Origin of the sequence: Bacillus sp. FSL M7-0791 (genome assembly GCF_038627085.1) — a bacterium.
Lineage (GTDB): Bacteria > Bacillota > Bacilli > Bacillales > Bacillaceae > Bacillus > Bacillus safensis.
This window is the reverse complement of record NZ_CP152022.1, coordinates 996,209-1,016,313: the sequence shown is the minus strand read 5'-3', so window position 1 is coordinate 1,016,313 and position 20,105 is coordinate 996,209. Positions and strand designations below refer to the sequence as shown.

Genomic DNA, 20,105 nt, shown 5'->3' with positions numbered 1-20,105 from the left:
ATATTTTAAACGAATTGGAGGAGAAAGAGAAAGATGGACATCTTACTTTTGTTTCTGCCCGGCACCTGAGATTAATAGAATGAGACAGGCAGCAAAAGCAGCTGGTGTTGGCTTGAAAGCAATCGAAGGGATTACTGCTAGGATTCGCCTGTACGGACGAAAGCATGATTCAAGAGGGCGTTCGCCGTTTAAAGAAAATCCTTCACATTTAAAAAAGCCTGGAAGGTTTACTTCCAAGCTTTTTTAGGATGATTGCTGAATTTGACCTACTTCTTCAATAAATGCGGCTGTTTGCTGCAAGCCATCCTGAAAATGATGGGTAGCGGAAATAAACAGCTTTTCTTGATCGGGATGCTTCAAGAGCTTTTCCACCTTACTGATCCCTTTTTCAAAGGAAGCAAGTCCTGTCTTTAATTGTTGATCGGCCTTTTGATAAGCGGCTGGAACTTCTTGATGATCCAGCCCTTTTTGAATCACACGATCAAATGCTTTCGTCGCTTCTGTCAATTTTTTATTTGTTTGGATCTTTCCATGTCCATCTGAGATAAACTGATCGGTCATATTTTCATATGCTTTATTTAACTCATCCATATAAGACTGCACCCATTGTTCATAAGCAGCTTCTTTTGTGTCTTGCTTTGAAGGCGGCTGACCTGCTTGCTGACAGGCTGCTAGTAATGTCAAAGTTAGGATAAATAGCAGCACCAAATGTGATTGTTTTTTCATACAGAGCCTCCATTTCTTCATCCCATTCGTTCATATCGGTCAAATATAAGCATCCTTTACCACATAAGATTTCTTTTATTGTAACAGACAAGCTCGTATCACTTCTGTGATTTATGAGTAAATAGATGAAAATACGTCAAAGGATCCACATTTCCCTGTCATTTCCCAATACAACCAATAGACGACGAGACATACGTATTTGGTTTCAATGAATTCATCTTTATGATGTAGCAGCGTCTTTTTACATTGCATTCATGCTTGATAAGAGATCCAGCGGCTGCTCTGCCGCTGGCTTTTGACTAATATTTGTTACGAAGCTCCCTTAATATAAAATCGTATACGAGATTGAGCTGCTGTTCCTTTGGATACAGCATAAATTCTTGTTTCTTCGGAAGACCGCCATCAAGACGATCTTGAAATTTCGTTCGGAGATATGCTGTCCGGTGCACCTGACTCTCAAATGATTTATATGAGACATCAAGTTTGACGGTTTGCTCATTTGTAAAGGTGACCACCGTGTCTCCGAGGGATGATTCTTGGAAGGTATGAATGTATTTGTGGGAGATCCAGCCGCACTGAGGACGGTTGGATGAATAAGTTGGGAAGAAATACAGATGATTGGATGAGTCAATCACAATTGGGGGTTTGTGAGAAATTCCTGTTACTTCGTATGTTCCCGCCTTTCTGCCTGCATAGCTTGAGCCGAAGAATCTGCAGCTGCGTTCAATAATTTGCAAGGGCTTTAATTCAACGTAAAAGCTTGTCTCTCTTTCTATGACTTTTGAATATACTCTTTTTCCTTCTTCAACTGGAAGGACCGCCATTGTTGTTTGATTAATGACGTATGAATCTAAAGGTGCTTCACTAATTCCTGACACTTCATTTCCTCCTGTGTTAATATTTGGTTATTTAAGATACTATTAATCTATCACCAACATATAAGAAACGACAGGATTTTTTCAAAATTTATTAAAAATCATCTTTTTATCATATTTTTTAGTCCATTCGATCTATCGAAAAGCCATTTTTAAAGATATATCACATCCTGTCGATTGGACAAGAGGTGTCGATTCTGCTCAAAAATAAATTGTCTAAAAATTATAAATTCTTGTTGATTTTTTCTCCGCCAATCCATATACTATAAAAAAGGCATCGGGGGGATTCTTTATGAAAGAGAAAAAAACGTATGCTGAGCTCATGAAGTCCCGCAACACCCAAAAAACCGAAGAAAACGGCGTCACCATTTTAGACATCTATATTCAAATGGTTTTAGATGAGGCGCTTTATAAACAGCGCTTAACCTTCCTAAGAGAAGAGATTGATAAGGCACTGGATCAGCGTGATGAAAAGCGATTCAATGACCTGTCAGCTCAATATGCAGAACACTGCTTACATCAATCATGATGATTTTACTTGCGGCAGAGAGACAGCAACTCGTCTCTTTACCGCAAGTTTTTTGTTTACCCATTTAAAATGGTCCCGCCATTCACATGCAGCATTTGTCCATTCATATAAGATGAGTCTTCGCTCGCTAAAAATAAATAACTTGGCGCAAGCTCTACTGGCTCACCAGGACGTTCCATTGGGACATCTCCGCCAAATTCAGAGACTTCTTTTTCCGTAAAGGTTGAGGGAATCAGCGGTGTCCAAATAGGACCGGGAGCTACTCCATTCACTCTAATCCCTTGTTTAATGAGCGATAAGGATAATGATCTCGTAAAGGTTACGACCGCCCCTTTTGTGGATGAATAATCGATCAATGTTTCATGCCCTTTATAGGCGGTGACAGAGGCTGTATTAATGATACTGCTTCCTTTTTTTAAATGAGGAAGAACAGCCTTTGTTAAATAAAACATGGCAAAAATATTCGTTTGAAACGTCCGAAGAAGCTGATGCGAGGTAATTTGCTCAATGCTTTTTTGCGGATGCTGTTCCCCGGCGTTATTCACCAAAATATCAATGGAACCGAAGGCATCTTTTGTTTTTTTGACGACCTCATTTGAAAAAGCCTCATCCCCTAAATCACCTGCAATTAAGATGACACGGCCTCCCGCTTTCTCAATATAGTCCTTCGTCTCCTCGGCGTCTCGATGTTCACTTAAGTAAACAATGGCAACATTGGCACCTTCTTTCGCAAATAAAACAGAAACTGCTCTTCCAATCCCGCTGTCTCCACCTGTCACAATGGCTGTTTTTCCTGCTAACTTTTTATCCTGCACCTCACGATCAAAGACAGGTCTAGGATTCATTTTATATTCAAGACCCGGACGTTCATTTTGGTGCTGAGGCGGCAATGTTTTCTTCGGCTGCTTTGTTGACACGTTAGTCCACTCCTTCCTTTTATCTTGTTTATTTTTATGTGCTGGCGGCTTTTTTATGTATGACGCCCCTGTTTCCTTTCATATGTATGATTTTCAGCATTGTGGAAAAATTATACACAACAAGTCAAGTGGAGGCGACAACATGGAACAAGAACATAAAGGAATGGAACAGGCAAAATCGTTATGGCTGGCCGGCAGTCAGAAATATTCTTTCCCTGCTGTCAGTGAAGATCTCACAGCAGATGTGATCATTGTCGGCGGCGGTATTACCGGTATCGCTGCGGCGTTTGAAATGACAGAGCGAGGACTAGATGTGATCATCATTGATGCCGAACAATTGCTGCAAGGCGCGACCGGACACACAACGGCTAAAATCACCTCACAGCATGATGTGTACTATTATGAGCTGATTCAACAAATTGGAATGCCAAAAGCACGTTTGTATGTAGAAGCAAATGAGAAAGCAAAAGACCTCATTCAAGCTCGTATCAAAGAGCACGACATTGATTGTCAGCTAGAGATAAAAGATGCTTACCTTTATACAAAAGAAGAAAGCGGTGTAAAAAAGTTAAAGAAGGAATTAGATGCCTACAAACAGCTTGGTATTGACCGGGAATGGAAAACAAAGCTTCCTTTTGACGCTGACATCAAAGCAGCCCTTGCGATGACCAATCAGGCACAGTTTCATCCCCTTCATTATCTCAATGCGCTAATCGACAAGCTCCTAGAGCGAGGTGTACGTATCTTTGAACAAACAACCGCTGTTGATGTAAAAGAAGGGAACCGGCCTGCTGTCGTCACAAAAAGCGGACATCATCTGACAGGGCGCTATGTCATTTCATGCTCACACTTTCCTTTTTATGATGGAAAAGGACTTTATTTCACCCGAATTCATCCAGAGCAATCCTATGTCGTAGCAGCTAGAACAACCAAACCACTCCCAGACGGAATGTACCTAGGAATTGACCAGCCTGCTCACTCTTTAAGAACGGCAGAATGGCACGGTGAAGAAGTAGTCCTCATCGGAGGAGAAGGCCATAAAACAGGACAAGGCGGAGATGAATCCGCTCACTATGAAGGACTAGAAACGTTTGGAGATGCCACCCTTGGAATAGAAGAAGTGCTGTATCGCTGGTCGACACACGATATGGTCACAATGGATCAAATCCCTTACATTGGCCGCCTGACCAAATACCACCAGAATATCTTTGTAGCAACCGGCTTTAGAAAATGGGGCATGACCACAAGCCACGTCGCAGCCACTCTTATCGGTGATTTAATTGAAGGAAAATCGAATCCATATGAATCAATCTTTACGCCATCAAGACCTGTTACTGACTCTTTCGTCAAAGATTTCGTTAAAGAAAATGCCAATGTCGCTGCCAAGCTGATCAGTGGTAAATTCAAACGAACTGATCAAACAATCGATGATTTAAAACCAGGCGAGGGCGGCATTATCTCGTATGAACATAAAAAGTGCGGCGCCTATAAATCAGAGGATGGGAATGTCTTTCTAGTCGATACAACGTGTACTCACCTAGGCTGTGAAGTGGCTTGGAATAATAGTGACCGCACTTGGGATTGCCCGTGTCACGGTTCACGTTTTTCCATTACTGGAGAAGTAGTAGAAGGCCCTGCTAAAAAACCACTAAAAAGGTCATATAAAGAACAGTGAAATTTCACTCGTCCCCCTTTAAAAAATCCAATATTATCCGATAAAAAACATAAAGTCTGATATTTTTGATGATTATGGGGGGACAAACACATTGTTATTTAAAAAAGAACCGAAAAGAAAAAACACTGCTTTTTTCACACAGCAGGATGATGGGATAAAACGAATCAACTTCTCGAACAATACGGACATCGCCAAACAAATCAAAATGATTGACCTGACGCAGCATGACCTATTGATATTAAAACAGCTCAATCCAATTGTTCAGGATGATATTGCACATATTGTTGATAAGTTTTATAAAAATTTAGAAGTCGAGTCTTCCTTGATGCATATCATTCAAGACAATAGTTCTGTCGATCGTTTGAAAAAAACACTCCGCATTCATATTAGCGAAATGTTTGCAGGTGTGATTGACGAAGCCTATGTGGCAAAACGCATTAAAATCGCGCAAGTTCATTTACGGATTGGACTCCAGCCTAAATGGTACATGGCAGCATTCCAAGACCTTCTGCTATCCATTATGGATTTATTCGCTAACCATATCCAAGATTTCAAAGAATATCAGACAGCGGTCAAAGCGACAACGAAAATTTTAAATTTAGAGCAGCAGCTTGTCCTAGATACATTCCAAAATGAATATTCTAAAATTCGTGATGAAGCAGAAGAGCAGCAGCAGGAGCTTCATACAAAAATCACAGAGACTTCAAATTCGCTTGCTTCGCTCTTCTCAAACACAACAAGTGCAGTCGACAAGCTTGTCTCAAAATCGGATGAGATGGCGGACATGTCACAAGCTGGAACACAAATTTCAGCACAGGTCGAAGAAAAATCAATCGGCGGTAAAAAAGAATTAGAAATTCAGCAAACACAAATGAACCAAATTGATGGCAGCATGACAAAAATTGAAACAGAAATTAAACGCCTTGAAGAAATCGCCAAACAAATTGAACAAATCTTTGGGATTGTCACAGGCATTGCAGAGCAGACGAACTTGTTATCTTTAAATGCCTCAATCGAATCTGCACGAGCAGGTGAACACGGAAAAGGCTTTGCTGTCGTTGCAAACGAGGTACGCAAATTATCAGAGGACACCAAGAAAACGGTTTCAACTGTATCTGAACTTGTCAACAATACTAATTCACAAATCGCCATTGTTTCTCAGCACATTGCGGACGTGAATTTACTTGTAACAGACAGTAAAGAAAAAATGACACAAATCAATTCACTCTTTGATGATATCGTCAGCAGCATGAACTTAAGCAAAAACCAAAACGGAAAAATTGAAATTGACCTTCAGACCTTCCTTAACGAATTGAAGGAAGTCAAACAAACGGTGTCTCAAGTCGCAAGCTCTGTCGAATCCTTAACAAGCCTGACAAATCGCTAATACAGTCTTTTTTCTTCTGCTTTAGTATAATAGAAGAAAAGATAGAAAAGGCGGGATTTGATTGACAACAATTTGCCTAGTCAGACACGGGGAAACAGATTGGAATGCAGCGAAACGAATTCAAGGACGAACAGATATCCCTTTAAACGACACAGGGAAATGGCAGGCTGAACAAACTGGACTTTACTTAAAGGATGTCCATTGGGATGTTGTCATTTCCAGTCCACTAACAAGGGCAAAAGAAACGGCACACTTGATTTTAAATCATGTCCATGCCCCACTTGTCATCATGGATGATTTTATAGAACGAGATTATGGTGACGCTGAAGGCATGTCGTTTGAGGAGCGTCAAAAGCTGTTTCCAGATAAACAATATCCAAATATGGAACCAATTGAGACGATTCAAAACCGAATGCTGGAAGGTATTGAGAAAGTCAGAGCCGCCTATCCAGATCAACATGTCCTGATCGTGGCTCACGGAGCTGCTATCCATGCTTTACTCACCACTTTGGCTGATGAACATATGGGTTTACAGAACACGAGACTTGTTAATGCTTGCTTAAATTATGTGGAATGGTCAGATGGTAAATGGAAGGTCCGTGATTACAACGTGGTCAGCCATTTAACTCAATCCGCCCCTTCTTAAAGAGCCTGTTTATCTTAGCAGGTTCTTTTTTATGGCAAAAACAATGATAAAATAATATTTTTTTATATCGAAATTCGAAATAGATGCTAGACGATTCTACCTATTTTATGGCTTTTCGGGTATCGAATATTTAACCGGAAATGGATCATGAGAAAAAAAGCACACTCCCTTTTTAATAGATCATCGCTGAAATGATAGAATAAACATATTTTACCACCAGTTCCAAGTGACTTAATTCCCCAATTTTCGCTAGGACTTTCACAAAAATTCGGGTCTACTCTTATTTGCCTACTTCCATTAAACTGAATATACAGAATAATCAAACGGATCATTCTTATAGACTACGGATGATTATTCTGAAATAAGAAAAAGGGATGTGGAATGTGCGTGAAAAAGAAAAATGTGATGACAAGTGTTTTATTGGCTGTCCCTCTTCTGTTTTCAGCAGGGTTTGGAGGCTCCATGGCAAATGCCGAGACGGTCTCCAAAACAGATAGTGAAAAAAGCTATATTGTTGGTTTTAAAGCCTCTGCCACCACAAACAGCTCTAAGAAACAAGCTGTCATTCAAAATGGTGGAAAACTAGAAAAACAATACCGCCTCATTAATGCTGCACAAGTGAAAATGTCCGAACAAGCCGCCAAAAAACTTAAACATGACCCTAGCATTGCTTACGTAGAAGAAGACCATAAAGCAGAAGCATATGCACAAACCGTCCCTTATGGAATCCCTCAAATCAAAGCTCCAGCTGTACACGCTCAAGGTTATAAAGGTGCCAATGTCAAAGTAGCTGTCCTTGATACTGGAATCCACGCTGCACACCCTGACTTAAATGTTGCAGGCGGTGCGAGCTTCGTCCCTTCAGAGCCAAATGCCACCCAAGACTTTCAATCACATGGAACTCACGTAGCTGGAACCATTGCTGCCCTTGATAACACAATTGGTGTTCTTGGGGTCGCTCCAAGCGCTTCCCTATATGCTGTGAAAGTATTAGACCGCAATGGCGACGGACAATACAGCTGGATTATTAGCGGTATTGAATGGGCTGTAGCCAATAACATGGATGTCATCAATATGAGTTTAGGCGGAGCAAGCGGTTCAACAGCACTTAAAAATGCCGTTGATACAGCAAACAGCCGCGGAGTCGTTGTTGTTGCCGCCGCAGGTAATTCAGGCTCTAGTGGCTCTAGAAGTACAGTTGGCTATCCAGCCAAATACGAGTCTACAATTGCTGTTGCCAATGTAAACAGTAACAATGTCAGAAACTCATCTTCTAGCGCAGGTCCTGAATTAGATGTTTCTGCACCTGGTACTTCTATTTTAAGTACAGTGCCAAGCAGTGGATACACTTCTTATACTGGAACATCTATGGCATCTCCTCATGTAGCAGGAGCAGCAGCGCTTATTCTTTCTAAAAACCCGAACCTAACAAATTCACAGGTTCGCCAGCGCTTAGAAAATACAGCGACACCGCTTGGTGACTCATTCTATTATGGAAAAGGGTTAATCAACGTTCAAGCTGCTTCTAACTAACCAAGTGTGATAATAAAATCCGGCTGATCCAGCCGGATTCAGCGCGTAGACAAACCCTCGCATTCGGTGTCAGTCCTGCGTGCCGGTGCTCACGAATACTCAATTCGCTCCGCTCCGGTACTCGTCCTTCCTAGACTTCAAAGGTTTTCTATCACGCTGAAAAGAAGACAAAGAGCTAAAATCAAGATCATTTTAGCCCTTTGTCAACAATCTAAATCCGGCTGATCCAGCCGGATTTTATTTATTACTGCTTTTTCGGCGTTTTCTCTTTTTCCGCCGCTTTTTCCATATCCATGATTCTCTCCATCATGGTTGGGTGTCCATAGCGGAAGATCTTCACTAAAAACGGTGGATTTACCTGGGACAGCCCTGATTTTGCAAGCTTTTGAAAAGACGTTACGCCTGCCTCCCCATCATTTGTCATGTTCACCGCATATTCGTCGGCTGCCCGTTCTTGATGCCTTGACATTGCATTTGTAAAAGGTGAAGCTGCAAATGACAGCATCGATACGATGATTAAAAGAAGCGGAAGAGCAGCAATGTCGTGTGACACCTTGAGACGAAATGTGGCTGCTCCTTTTTGATAAAGATAAAAATAAAGACGGTCGATTGCAAATAATCCGGCCAATGACAGCACTAAATATCCTGCTAATCCAATATAGACGTGTTTCATGACGTAATGTCCCATTTCATGCGCCATGATAAATAAAATTTCTTGGTCTTTCAGCTTTTGCAGTGTTGTGTCCCATAAGACAATACGCTTATTTTCACCAATTCCTGTGACATAAGCATTCATCGTATTCGTTTTCTCAGACATATTGACCTCATATACATGATCTGCCGGAATATGCGCTTTGTCTGCCAGCGTTAATATTTTCTTCTCTAGAGCTTGATCCTTTAGTGGATAAAAATTGTTATATAACGGATCAATGACGACCGGTTGTATAAAGAAGAGAAACAGCGTAACTGGGACTGTCAAACACCACGCATACAGCCACCAGTGTTTTCTTCTCTTTTGAATCAGCCAAAAGAACACAATAGCACAAAGGGCAAGGAGCGGATATTGAATCCAAAAATCCAGTGTTTGATCTTTCAACCAGCTTGCCGTACTTTGTGCAGATACTCCGTAGTGCAAAGACAGCTGATAGCCAATCCACTTAATTGGCAATGAAATGATCATTGTTAGAAGTGACAGCACAAACACATACACAAGTTTGCTTAAAAACTTGAAACGAGCTGCTGCCATGCTCCAATCTGCTATTTTCCGTGAAAACCCTGAAATGAGCAAAAGGAAAAAGACATACCAATCTAATGGGATGGTTATGAAATACAGCAGATTCCGTATATTCGAGAAATTCTCGCTGATCACAAGCTCATGACTTGTCATAAAGGTATGCGGATCTGCACTTGTCCCTTTTACACTTTCAGGTACCGATGAATCCCCCATTAGAAACAGATACGAATAAATAAAAAGACCGTACAATATGTATGCTATCGTTGCAAGAGCCATCCATTTACGTACTCGCACAGGTCAGCCTCCTTTCCATCCCTCTCTCTATTCTAGTCATGCATTTTTTCGTTTAGAACCTGTCTCATGTGGCTCCATCATAGCATGCCCCATCAGAAAAAGCTTTCGCGAAAAAAATGATTATGCGACTCAAAAATCGGAGAAGCTACATGTAAAACAGTAAGTTGGAGGATCAAAATGAAGAAAATCCTTGCAGGAATTGTGATTTTTGGACTTTTATTAATCACCTTCTTTTATGTGTTCAGCCGGACGAGCGAAATCTTTGATGAGAATCGAGCTGAAAAATTGCTGCTCTCACCTGCGAATGAATCCATCTCTTATGAAATAGATGATAAGGACACAGTAGAAGATTTAATTGAAGAATTAAATAAAGGCAAACAAACAAGCAACCATCTCAAGAAAAATTTAAAAAAGCCCGATTATATCGCCAAGGTGATGTTCGGACGAACAAACGGCACCACCTTCCAGCTTTGGACCAACCGATCACAGGTCGTTTTTTTAGTTGATGGAACGTTTTATGAACTGAATCAAAAACAGTCGAATTCTTTTCAGAGACAGTTAAAAGAAGCCATTCAAAAGAGCTAAAATGATCTTTGAGAGAAAACTTTGAATTGCGAGGATTTGTCTACATGCTAAGGGAGTCTCCTCATCAGAGACTCCCTTTTTTTATTTACTTTCTTCTGCTTGATACTTTTCTCTTAGCGCTCTTCTTAAAATTTTACCTGTTGTGTTTTTAGGAATATCATCTATGAAATGGATCGTTTGGGGCTGCTTATATTTTGCTAAATAGCGTGAACAATGTGTGATGATGTCTTCTTGATTGATGTGAGCATGTTTCTTAGGGGAAATGTAACAGACGACTGCCTCTCCCGTGTTCGGATCTGGCACACCGATGACAACGGCTTCTGCTACAGCTTCATGTTGATAGAGTACTTCTTCTACTTCTCTTGGATAAACATTATAACCGCCAACAAGAATCATATCCTTTTTCCGATCGACAATATAAATATATCCTTCTTCATCTCTTCTCGCCAAATCGCCAGTATACAGCCAGCCGTCTCTTAGTGCAGCTTCTGTATCTTCTGGCATTTGATAATAGCCTTTCATGATGTTTGGCCCTTTTGCTATCAGCTCTCCGACTTCATTTGGACCGACTTCTTCTCCTAGTTCATTCACAATTTTATTCTTCACATTCATAATGTCAGTCCCGACAGAACCTGGTTTTCTTTTTCCGTCAAGGGGATTGAATGCAGTCACTGGAGATGCCTCTGATAGCCCATAGCCCTCAAGGACCGTAACACCGAATTTTTTCTCAAAGCCATGGAGTAAGGCAACAGGCATTGAGGCACCACCTGATATACAGATCCTCACGGATGACATCGCTTCCTCATGCCCCTCCTGGCGGTACAAATAGTTATACATGGTGGGCACTCCAACAAATAGCGTTGGCTTCTCTTTTTCCATCATGCGCAAAAGCTCTGACGGGCTGAAATGCGGCAAGACATAAATCGTCGCACCATGAATCAACGGCGCATTCATACAGACTGTTAAACAAAATACATGGAACATTGGCAAAGCGGCAATAACCTTGTCCTCTTTATCAATTGATAAATACTCAGCGACATCTCTGGCATTTGAATAAAGGTTGAAATGAGTCAGCATGGCACCTTTTGGTTTTCCTGTCGTGCCAGATGTAAATAAAATAACAGCGGTATCATCTGGCTGAATGGAAGGATGTACGTCTTCATTCGCAGCACCTGACACAAGTTTTCCAAAGAAAACAAGTCGATCAGATACTTCCTTGAAGCTTGATCTGCACACCGATTCATTTTCTGCACAAATAATGACTCTTTCAATCGACGGAAGCTGCTCATACACCTGCTCGTAAACTGGCAGAAGCTGTTCAGGCGCCACAATCCCTTTCACATCGCCTGTGATGAGCATATATCCAATTTCACTAGGTGTATACGTTGGGTTAATAGGTACAACGACAAGCCCTGCCTTTAATGCGCCAAAAAAAGAAATGACAAAATGCGGTGAATTTCCTAAAATAAGCGCGATATGATCCCCAGCTTGAAACCCTTCGTTGACTAATCCATCTGCAAAACGCTCAATACTTGTCATCAGCTCTCGATAGGTCCACTTCTTTCCTTCAAAGATCAGTGCGATATTTTCTCCCTTCGTCATCGCCGTCTGCTGAAGATTTTTGATCAAATCCATTCTCCCACCCCTTACATGTCATCAATGAATGAATGACCATTCATTTTATGGCCGAACATTCCTCCTTTCTATTATAATAGACAATCGAAAAAATCCACAAGATCAAATGTAAATCGCTTTCATTTCCTTCAATCAAAAAAGCACTGCTATCTCTAGCCGTGCTTTCCCGCAATTAATAAATCAAATCAAGAAAATCCTCTTTTGATACGTTGCCGAAATAGTGGCGCATATCCATATCTTCTAAGACATCACTGATCGTTTTACGATCATATTGCTGTCCGATGAGCCGCTTCTCAATATCGGCAATATCCCCTACACCAAAGAAATCACCAAAGATTTTGCAATCCTGGATCATCCCTTTTTTCACTTCTAATCGCAAATCAATGGAGCCTGCAGGGAATCTCTTAGAATGCTGCAAATTAAATTTCGGTGAACGGCCGTAGTTCCATTCCCATTTTTGATAGCGATCTCTAGAAATTTCGTGAATCTTTTCCCAATCCTTTTCAGTCAGGCGATATTGAGGCACGTCCCCATTTGTATCAAAAATGTAGCTTAAAAGAATTTTTCTAAATTCTTCTGTTGTCATTTTTTGATCCATCAGTTCACTAATATTGGCAACCCTGCTTCTAATCGATTTGATGCCTTTTGATTCAATTTTTTCTTTTTTCACATTTAAAGCCGAAACGACATGTTCAATTTCTGAATCAAATAGAAGTGTGCCATGGCTGAAAATACGTCCTCTTGTTGCGAACTGGGCATTTCCAGAAATTTTACGTCCATCTGCCATGATGTCATTTCTGCCGCTCAATTCAGCTTTAACGCCCAGCTTTTCAAGCGCTTTGATGACTGGCTCTGTGAACTTTTTAAAGTTATGGAAGCTGTCTCCATCATCTTTTGTGATAAAGCTGAAGTTTAAGTTCCCTTTGTCATGGTAAACTGCACCACCGCCGGATAAGCGGCGCACGACTTTGATTCCGTTGTCTTCCACATACTTTGTGTTGATTTCTTCTATTGTATTTTGGTTCTTTCCGATAATGATCGACGGCTGATTAATGTAAAACAGCAAATACGTTTCTTCTGGATCTAAATATTTTAAGCAATATTCTTCAATTGCCAAATTAATCATTGGATCATAATGTTGTTCGTTATCGATAAACAGCATCTCTATCTTCCTTCCTTGTTCCATCTAAGCCCTGAATGGGCAAGCTGTATACTGCCAGTATATAACGCCTGTGCTTCATTGACTAGGTCTTTATGACGACCAAAATGGGGCAGATGGGTGATGATGAGTTCCCCAACATTTGCTTCCGTTGCAATCTTTCCTACTTCCGTACTGTTCATATGTCCAGCACCTGATCCATCTTGTCCGGCGTAAAAATTGCTTTCGGCAATGAGCAGATCTGCCCCCTTGCTAAATGGAATAAATGCCTCCTGATAGCTTGAGTCTGCTGTATACACGACCACAGCATCTTCTGCCTGAATTCTCATCGCATAGCATTCTGCTGGATGAACCGTTTTCAAAAAATCAATTTGAAAGGGTCCGAGTTGAATCCCTTCTTCCGGCTGATAAGGCTTTGCCTTTGTATGTACATCATCAGAAAGCCGTCCAAATGCTTCTTGATCACCAGTATGTCCATAGATCGGAAGCGGGCCGCTGCTTTTTCCTAAATGATATCCCACTAGCTTCGCATATTGGAGTGGTCCGATATCTGCAATATGATCGTGGTGATAATGAGAAAGGAGAACAGCATCTAGTTCTTCTATATCAATGTATTGCTGAAGCTTTGAAATAACACCGCTTCCGCAGTCTACAAGAAGACGAAAGCCATTTGATTCAAAAAGGTAGCCTGATGTCGCTTCACCAGCTGCCGGAAACCCTCCATAGCATCCAATTACGGTTAATTTCATCGTCATTTTTCCCTCCTTTTCTAAAAATCCCCTTCTTACAATATACCCATTTTTCATGAAAAAAGCATTCTTCCTGCCTATTGTTACAAAACAGATTGACAATTATTAATCTGTTATAATACAATAATAGCAACAAAACGTATAGGAGGATGACAAATGCTAGGAAAAATCACAGAGTTTTTTAGAAATTTGCCCTCAAAAAAATGCACAAAATGTGGAAATGATTTAATGGAACAGCACGAGTGTTATGGTAATGAATGTGAGGAATGCTCACAAGTAAGTTATCTTAAATAAGGAAATAAATTGAATAAAAAAGCACTTTTTTCCTCCTTCGTCAGTTGGAGTCAAAAGTGCTTTTTATTTTTTCTGAAAAATAGGTAAAAAGGTAAAACCCCTGTCACAAAAGGGTTTTTTAGTATTTTCATATGATGAGTTTTAGTTCTGAAGACACTTTTTATTGACTCGAAGCAATGAAGGGGGTTCTAAATGTCTATTTTTTCTAACAATTTTGTATTTTCTTAATATAATTTTATCGTGGACGAACCTCTTTAATTTTAGTTATACTTTAATTCATATATTAAAACTTAATATGATGGGAATATTCCTTTAATGAATATGTTAGGGAGGAAATCTATGAAAAAATTAAAATTTGGATTGGCTACTCAAATCCTAATCGGTCTTATTCTCGGTGTCGTTGTTGGGGCAATCTTTTTCGGTAACCCAGGTGTCGAGACATACTTAAAACCAATTGGAGACTTCTTCTTAAGACTCATCAAGATGATTGTCATACCAATTGTCGTATCCAGCTTAATTTTAGGTGTTGCAGGTGCGGGTGATGGTAAAAAAGTAGGGAAACTAGGTTTTAGAACCATTCTTTATTTTGAAATTATCACAACATTTGCGATTGTCCTTGGTCTTGTCCTTGCAAACTTTGTACAACCTGGTGCAGGCGTTGACTTTGGACATGCAGAAAAACAAGATATTAGCCAGTATGTTGAAACGGAAAAAGAGCAAAGCAGCAAATCAGTTGCTGATACGTTCCTTCATATCGTTCCAACGAACTTCTTCCAATCATTGGCGGAAGGTGATTTGCTTGCGATTATTTTCTTCACTGTGCTATTTGCACTTGGCGTTTCAGCGATTGGGGAACGCGGTAAACCAGTGCTCGCCTTCTTCGAGGGTGTATCACATGCCATGTTCCATGTCGTCAATGTTGTGATGAAAGCTGCACCATTTGGTGTATTTGCACTCATTGGTGTGACCGTATCAAAATTTGGTCTTGAATCTCTTATTTCATTAGGTAAGCTTGTAGGTCTTGTTTATTTTGCGCTCGCTCTCTTCCTTATCGTTGTATTCGGAATTATCGGAAAGATGATTGGCGTCAATATTTTCAGATTTCTTGCTTACATGAAAGACGAAATGCTTCTTGCCTTTAGTACATCCAGCTCTGAAACAGTTTTACCAAGAGTCATGGATAAAATGGAGCGCATCGGATGTCCAAAAGGAATTGTTTCGTTCGTTATCCCAATCGGTTATACGTTTAATCTGGACGGTTCCGTCTTGTATCAAGCCATTGCTGCGCTTTTCCTTGCACAGGTATATGGCATTGACCTTACGATTGTCCAGCAGCTTACACTAGTTCTTGTGCTGATGGTTACATCTAAAGGAATGGCTGCCGTTCCTGGTACTTCATTTGTTGTATTACTCGCGACATTAGGAACGATCGGTGTACCTGCTGAAGGTCTTGCATTTATTGCAGGTGTGGACCGTATCATGGATATGGCGCGGACAGTTGTAAACTTAACAGGAAATGCACTTGCAGCTGTTGTCATGTCTAAATGGGAAGGGCAGTATGACCCTGAAAAAGGACATCGTGTGATGACTGGACAAGAGGCACCTGAGCCAACACAGCTTTCAAGTTAATGAAAAAGAACCCCAACTTTCGGGGTTCTTTTTTTATGCTGTGATTAATGGTGATTGAACATAGTAGTAAAGGAGATCCGCTGTATGGATAAGTGAATCTTCATGTGTTCTTTCAAAAGCATGCGAGGAGTCTATACCAGGACCAATCAGTCCATGAATGATATCATGCCCTGCTCTAATGGCTGCTGATGCATCAGAGCCATAATAAGGGTAAATATCAAGGCGGTAATCAATGTTGTTCTCTTCTGCTAATGCAGCTAAATGCTTGCGTAATCCATAGTGATAAGGGCCGCTCGAATCCTTTACACAAATCGATACACTGTATTCATCTGTTGATTGACCGTCACCGATCGCACCCATATCTACAGCTAGGTATTCCACTGTTTCTTCTGGAATATTCGAGTTGCCACCGTAGCCAATCTCTTCATTATTGGAAATTAAGAAATGCGTCGTATGCGGCAATGTGATCTTTTCCTTTTGAATCCGGTGGATGAGCCTCAAAAGCAGCGCAACACTTGCCTTATCATCAAGATGTCTTGATTTAATAAACCCTGAAGACGTCACTTCCACTCTCGGATCAAATGAAATAAAGTCCCCTACTTGAATGCCAAGTGCTTTGATATCGTCTGCATTTTTCACCTTTTCATCGAGACGAATCTCCATATTTTCTTGGTCTCGTTTCGCTTTTCCAGCATCCGCATAAACATGAACAGAAGTTTGATGCATAAGGATGGTCCCTGTGTATGTATGGCCTGATGCTGTTTCAATTTCACAATATTCGCCTTCAATTGAGTTATATTGAAAGCCTCCAATGAGTGCAAGACGAAGCCGTCCATTTGATTTAATTTCCTTAACCATCGCACCGAGCGTATCAACATGCGCTGTCAGCATGCGGTGTTCTTTGTCATTTGTCCCTTTGATGGTGGCAATTAATCCGCCTTTTCGATTTCGTTTTGTCTCAATATTCAAATCTTGTAAAAAACGTTCAACAAAGCCGATCACTTTTTCTGTATTGCCTGAGGGACTTGGGATTGATACGAGCTTTTGAATCAGCTGAACGGTTTCGTTTACTTCAGTTGTCATTCGGCATTTCCTCCTTTGTCTGAAAGCAATTCCTTCCATGTATGCCTTTTTCAGCATCTCTTCTTAAAATATATCGCTTCAGGTTCGAGATGTCTAATTTCAAATGAAAAATCCTTCCTCTATAAAGAGAAAGGATTCATAGATTAAGCTTCGTCCTGTTTCATTTTTCTTACGTTCCAAGCAAAGTATGCTGTTGTTGCCGCCATCATGATGATCGCAACTGTTCCAAGGATTGCTGCTTGGTGCCATAAATAGCTGTCATCACCGCTTGCAATGATCGTTCTAAATCCGTTGATGGTATACGTCATTGGAAGCAGACTATGAATGACTTGGAAGAATTTCGGCACAAGCTCAAGCGGGAATGTACCAGCACTTGCTGCGAGCTGAAGAACCAAGATAATAACGGCAATGAAGCGTCCTGGGTTCCCCATCGTTGTCGCCAGCAGCTGAATGATCGCTAAGAATGTCAGACTGACGATAATCGCAAAGAGATAGAAGCGCCAGAGGCTTTCCACCTCAAGACCAAGCCCAAAGATGAGCATGGAGCTTGCAATGACTGCTTGCAGGATACCGACAAAGAGGAGCACACTATATTTGCTGAAAAACCATTCAAACGCATTTCTAGGGCGTCCAGCAGGGTCTTTCATTGGGAATACAACTGTGAGCATGAGAGCCCCTACAAAGAGTCCCATCGATAAAATATAAGGTGTGAGCCCTGTACCATAATTATCGATCTTTTTCGCTGTATCATTTTCTGTTTTCACGGGACTCGCAATCATATTGTAATTGTCTTGACCCGCATCAATTTCTCCTGTTTCATCAGCGGCGCTTTTTAATTTATCGGACAGCTTACCTGTACCGCTCTTTAAATCTCCCAATCCTTTATCGAGTGATTTTGAGCCTTCAGCAAGCTTAGATGTGTTGCTTTGGATATTCGTTGAACCACTTTCCAGCTTATTTAACGCTGCACTCAGCTGGCTTGAACCATTGGCAAGCTTATCCGCACCGCTTTTCGCTGTATCAAGCTTTCCATTTGCTGTTTGCAGACCATCTTGTAATTGGCCTTGACCTGTTTGGAGCTTCAGTGCACCTTGATACAATTTATTCGTACCAGATGTCATTTGATCAATCGCATTTTGTATCGCGACTGTAGACGTGTACAGCTGTTCCGTTTTCTTTGGCAGCTGTTTGACTTGCTGCAGCTGAGCTTTTGCAGAAGCAACCGCAGATTGAACCTCACTAGCATCAGGCAGTTCCTGCAAGGCCGCTAAGCTTTGTTCAAGTCCAGACAGATCAGGCAGTTCGATTTTAGGCAGACTGTCAAGCTGATCCATTGCCGCCTTTTTCTCTTCATCTGTCATTGAGCTGTTTTGGATGATGCTTTTTACTTTAGCATCTCGATTCGATAACGCTTCTTTTAATGAAGCCAGTTTTGTACTAAACGTTTTTGCGTCTTTTTTCACCTGATCAAGTTTAGGCGCCATCTTTTCAAGATTCGCTAATTCTGGTGACGACAAGACTTTTTCTACTGCTTCAATTTTTTCTGAAAAAGATTGTGCTTTGTTGTTTAGCTGCTCAATACCCGCTGTAAATTGCGGCATTTTAGAAGCGAGCTGCTGATGACCTTCGCGGCTTGTGTTTAGCCCTTCAGTCAATGTATCAATCCCTGTACCAAGCTCCCCAAATTTCTGATCGATGGTTTGATAACCTGTTAAGAGCTGGCCAAGACCGCTGTCAAGAGATTGTATCCCTGTGTTCAATTCACCCATTTTACCAGCAAACTGATGAACACCTTCGCTATAGGTTAATGTTCCTTCAGCCAATTTTGCTAAATTATCCTTTAACTTGTTACTGCCATCTTTTGCACTTTTTGTTCCGTCATCAATTTTCTTCGCACCATCGCTTGCTTGATCTAAGCCTTTTGCAATCGTTTTGAAGTTATCAAAAATGACCTCTGCGTAATTTTTTGTGACTTCCTTTGAAACCGAATCTTTTAATTTGATAATGGCATTATTCGCAATTTGTGACGCCGCATAGTTGGCACCTGGATTCGTATAATATTTCAGATTCGATTTTTTCGGATGTTTATCAAGGACTGTACTTGCATTTTTCGAGAAATTCTTTGGTATTTCCACGACGAGATAATAATCCTCGTTATTTAATCCCTTCAAGGCTTTTTCTTCACTATCGACAAAGTTCCATTTGAAATTATCATTTTTCTTTAATTCCTTCACTAAATCATCGCCGACATGCAGTGTTTTTCCGTCATAATGACTGCCTTCGTCCAAGTTGACCACCGCTACAGGCAATTGATCAACTGTACCATATGGATCCCAGTACGCTTTTAAAAATACGCCGCTGTAAATCAGCGGAATAAATAAGACAGCGAAAATCGGGATCAGTAGTTTTTTGCTCGTCACAATGTCTTTCCATTGATTCCGAATTAAATTCATTGCTGTTTTCCTCCCATAGATGAATGACTAAATTTAGAATTTGGTCATTTGAACTTAAAAAAAATTATGTTGCTGCTAAAAGTCCTTTGAGTACATAAAGCTCCAGCGACTCGGCCACCTCTTCTTTTGTTAAAGGCTCGTATCGCTTTTCCCAATCAAAAATAAGTGCAATATATAGTTTCACCATCACAAATGCAGTCAATTCAGGATCACAAGGCTTAATATCGCCTTTATCAATCGCTTCTTTTACTTTCGTTTTAATATAGCGAATGATCATTTGCTCCATCTTCTCAATCATTTCCTTGACCGCTGACGTGCCAAGCTCCGCACTTTCCTGAAAGATTTTGATTGTGAGCTGGTGGTTTTTTCGAAATTCCAATATTGCAAAGAGTGCTAAGTGAAGATTTTCAGAGAAACTTTTCTCCTCATCCATTGCTTCATCCGCAATTTTCCTCATCTCCATTAAAAGGGATGTGAAAATTTCATCAAACAGCTCTTCTTTGTTTTTGAAAAAGGTATAAATGGTTCCTTTTCCGACGTTGGCAAGCTTCGCCACAAGGTCCATTGTGGTGGCTTTATACCCGAATTGAGTAAATGCCTTCGTAGCCCCGTCTAAAATCATTTGTCTCCTATCAACACTCATGATCTCACTCCCAAAATGACTATTTGAACGTTTTGGTCATTAAGTACAGAAAGTAATAT

General features: G+C 40.7%; 18 protein-coding genes. 8 read left to right on the top strand and 10 right to left on the bottom strand.

What is annotated here, in order from left to right; translation table 11 throughout:
- Positions 1-243: 243 nt before the first annotated feature.
- Entirely contained in the window at positions 244-726 is a 483-nt protein-coding gene (locus MHI08_RS05085) for a hypothetical protein (protein WP_024425482.1), read from the bottom strand.
- A gap of 299 nt (positions 727-1,025) precedes the next feature.
- Complete coding sequence (locus MHI08_RS05080; protein ID WP_208946558.1) at positions 1,026-1,604, bottom strand: competence protein ComK; 579 nt, start codon at positions 1,602-1,604, stop codon at positions 1,026-1,028.
- Between the two features lie 289 nt (positions 1,605-1,893).
- Between MHI08_RS05080 and MHI08_RS05075 the strand changes: the two genes are divergently transcribed.
- Complete coding sequence (locus MHI08_RS05075) at positions 1,894-2,130, top strand: IDEAL domain-containing protein (RefSeq protein WP_008348804.1); 237 nt, start codon at positions 1,894-1,896, stop codon at positions 2,128-2,130.
- A gap of 56 nt (positions 2,131-2,186) precedes the next feature.
- Here the strand turns inward: MHI08_RS05075 and MHI08_RS05070 are convergent, their stop codons facing one another.
- Positions 2,187-3,047 carry an SDR family oxidoreductase gene (locus tag MHI08_RS05070; RefSeq protein WP_024425480.1) on the bottom strand — a complete coding sequence of 287 codons (861 nt, stop codon included), beginning with the start codon at positions 3,045-3,047 and terminating at the stop codon, positions 2,187-2,189.
- A gap of 142 nt (positions 3,048-3,189) precedes the next feature.
- Between MHI08_RS05070 and MHI08_RS05065 the strand changes: the two genes are divergently transcribed.
- From MHI08_RS05065 to MHI08_RS05050, 4 genes are all read left to right on the top strand, one after another.
- On the top strand, positions 3,190-4,722 hold the full coding sequence (locus MHI08_RS05065; protein WP_285707759.1) for an FAD-dependent oxidoreductase: 1,533 nt from the start codon (positions 3,190-3,192) through the stop codon (positions 4,720-4,722).
- Positions 4,723-4,813: 91 nt separating this feature from the next.
- A complete protein-coding gene (locus MHI08_RS05060; protein WP_024426546.1) occupies positions 4,814-6,109 on the top strand; it encodes a globin-coupled sensor protein in 1,296 nt (431 codons plus the stop codon).
- 61 nt (positions 6,110-6,170) lie between these two features.
- Complete coding sequence (locus MHI08_RS05055) at positions 6,171-6,755, top strand: histidine phosphatase family protein (protein WP_024426547.1); 585 nt, start codon at positions 6,171-6,173, stop codon at positions 6,753-6,755.
- A 387-nt stretch (positions 6,756-7,142) separates the two neighbouring features.
- Positions 7,143-8,288 (top strand): S8 family serine peptidase, encoded by a 1,146-nt coding sequence (locus MHI08_RS05050; protein ID WP_342500051.1) that lies wholly within the window; start codon positions 7,143-7,145, stop codon positions 8,286-8,288.
- Between the two features lie 244 nt (positions 8,289-8,532).
- Here MHI08_RS05050 and MHI08_RS05045 read toward each other — a convergent pair whose 3' ends face one another.
- Positions 8,533-9,816 carry a M48 family metallopeptidase gene (locus tag MHI08_RS05045; RefSeq protein ID WP_342500050.1) on the bottom strand — a complete coding sequence of 428 codons (1,284 nt, stop codon included), beginning with the start codon at positions 9,814-9,816 and terminating at the stop codon, positions 8,533-8,535.
- Between the two features lie 177 nt (positions 9,817-9,993).
- Between MHI08_RS05045 and MHI08_RS05040 the strand changes: the two genes are divergently transcribed.
- Complete coding sequence (locus MHI08_RS05040) at positions 9,994-10,401, top strand: hypothetical protein (protein ID WP_024425474.1); 408 nt, start codon at positions 9,994-9,996, stop codon at positions 10,399-10,401.
- 81 nt (positions 10,402-10,482) lie between these two features.
- Here MHI08_RS05040 and MHI08_RS05035 read toward each other — a convergent pair whose 3' ends face one another.
- The 3 genes from MHI08_RS05035 to MHI08_RS05025 form a co-directional block, all read right to left on the bottom strand.
- Positions 10,483-12,036 carry a fatty acid--CoA ligase family protein gene (locus MHI08_RS05035; protein ID WP_342500049.1) on the bottom strand — a complete coding sequence of 518 codons (1,554 nt, stop codon included), beginning with the start codon at positions 12,034-12,036 and terminating at the stop codon, positions 10,483-10,485.
- Positions 12,037-12,208: 172 nt separating this feature from the next.
- Positions 12,209-13,198, bottom strand: coding sequence for a lipoate--protein ligase (locus tag MHI08_RS05030; RefSeq protein WP_024425472.1), 990 nt, complete (start codon positions 13,196-13,198; stop codon positions 12,209-12,211).
- Positions 13,199-13,200: 2 nt separating this feature from the next.
- Entirely contained in the window at positions 13,201-13,944 is a 744-nt protein-coding gene (locus MHI08_RS05025) for an MBL fold metallo-hydrolase (RefSeq protein ID WP_248351363.1), read from the bottom strand.
- 156 nt (positions 13,945-14,100) lie between these two features.
- Here MHI08_RS05025 and yhfH point away from each other — a divergent pair, with 156 nt between their 5' ends.
- Positions 14,101-14,238, top strand: a complete 138-nt coding sequence (gene yhfH, locus MHI08_RS05020; protein WP_008359029.1) for a protein YhfH — start codon at positions 14,101-14,103, stop codon at positions 14,236-14,238.
- Between the two features lie 339 nt (positions 14,239-14,577).
- Positions 14,578-15,867: a cation:dicarboxylase symporter family transporter gene (locus MHI08_RS05015; protein ID WP_024425470.1), complete on the top strand. Its 1,290-nt coding sequence runs from the start codon at positions 14,578-14,580 to the stop codon at positions 15,865-15,867.
- A gap of 33 nt (positions 15,868-15,900) precedes the next feature.
- Here MHI08_RS05015 and MHI08_RS05010 read toward each other — a convergent pair whose 3' ends face one another.
- From MHI08_RS05010 to MHI08_RS05000, 3 genes are all read right to left on the bottom strand, one after another.
- Entirely contained in the window at positions 15,901-16,950 is a 1,050-nt protein-coding gene (locus MHI08_RS05010; RefSeq protein WP_202739206.1) for a M42 family metallopeptidase, read from the bottom strand.
- A gap of 143 nt (positions 16,951-17,093) precedes the next feature.
- Entirely contained in the window at positions 17,094-19,403 is a 2,310-nt protein-coding gene (locus MHI08_RS05005; protein WP_041109986.1) for a YhgE/Pip domain-containing protein, read from the bottom strand.
- Positions 19,404-19,467: 64 nt separating this feature from the next.
- Positions 19,468-20,046 carry a TetR/AcrR family transcriptional regulator gene (locus MHI08_RS05000; protein ID WP_034282193.1) on the bottom strand — a complete coding sequence of 193 codons (579 nt, stop codon included), beginning with the start codon at positions 20,044-20,046 and terminating at the stop codon, positions 19,468-19,470.
- Positions 20,047-20,105: the final 59 nt, after the last annotated feature.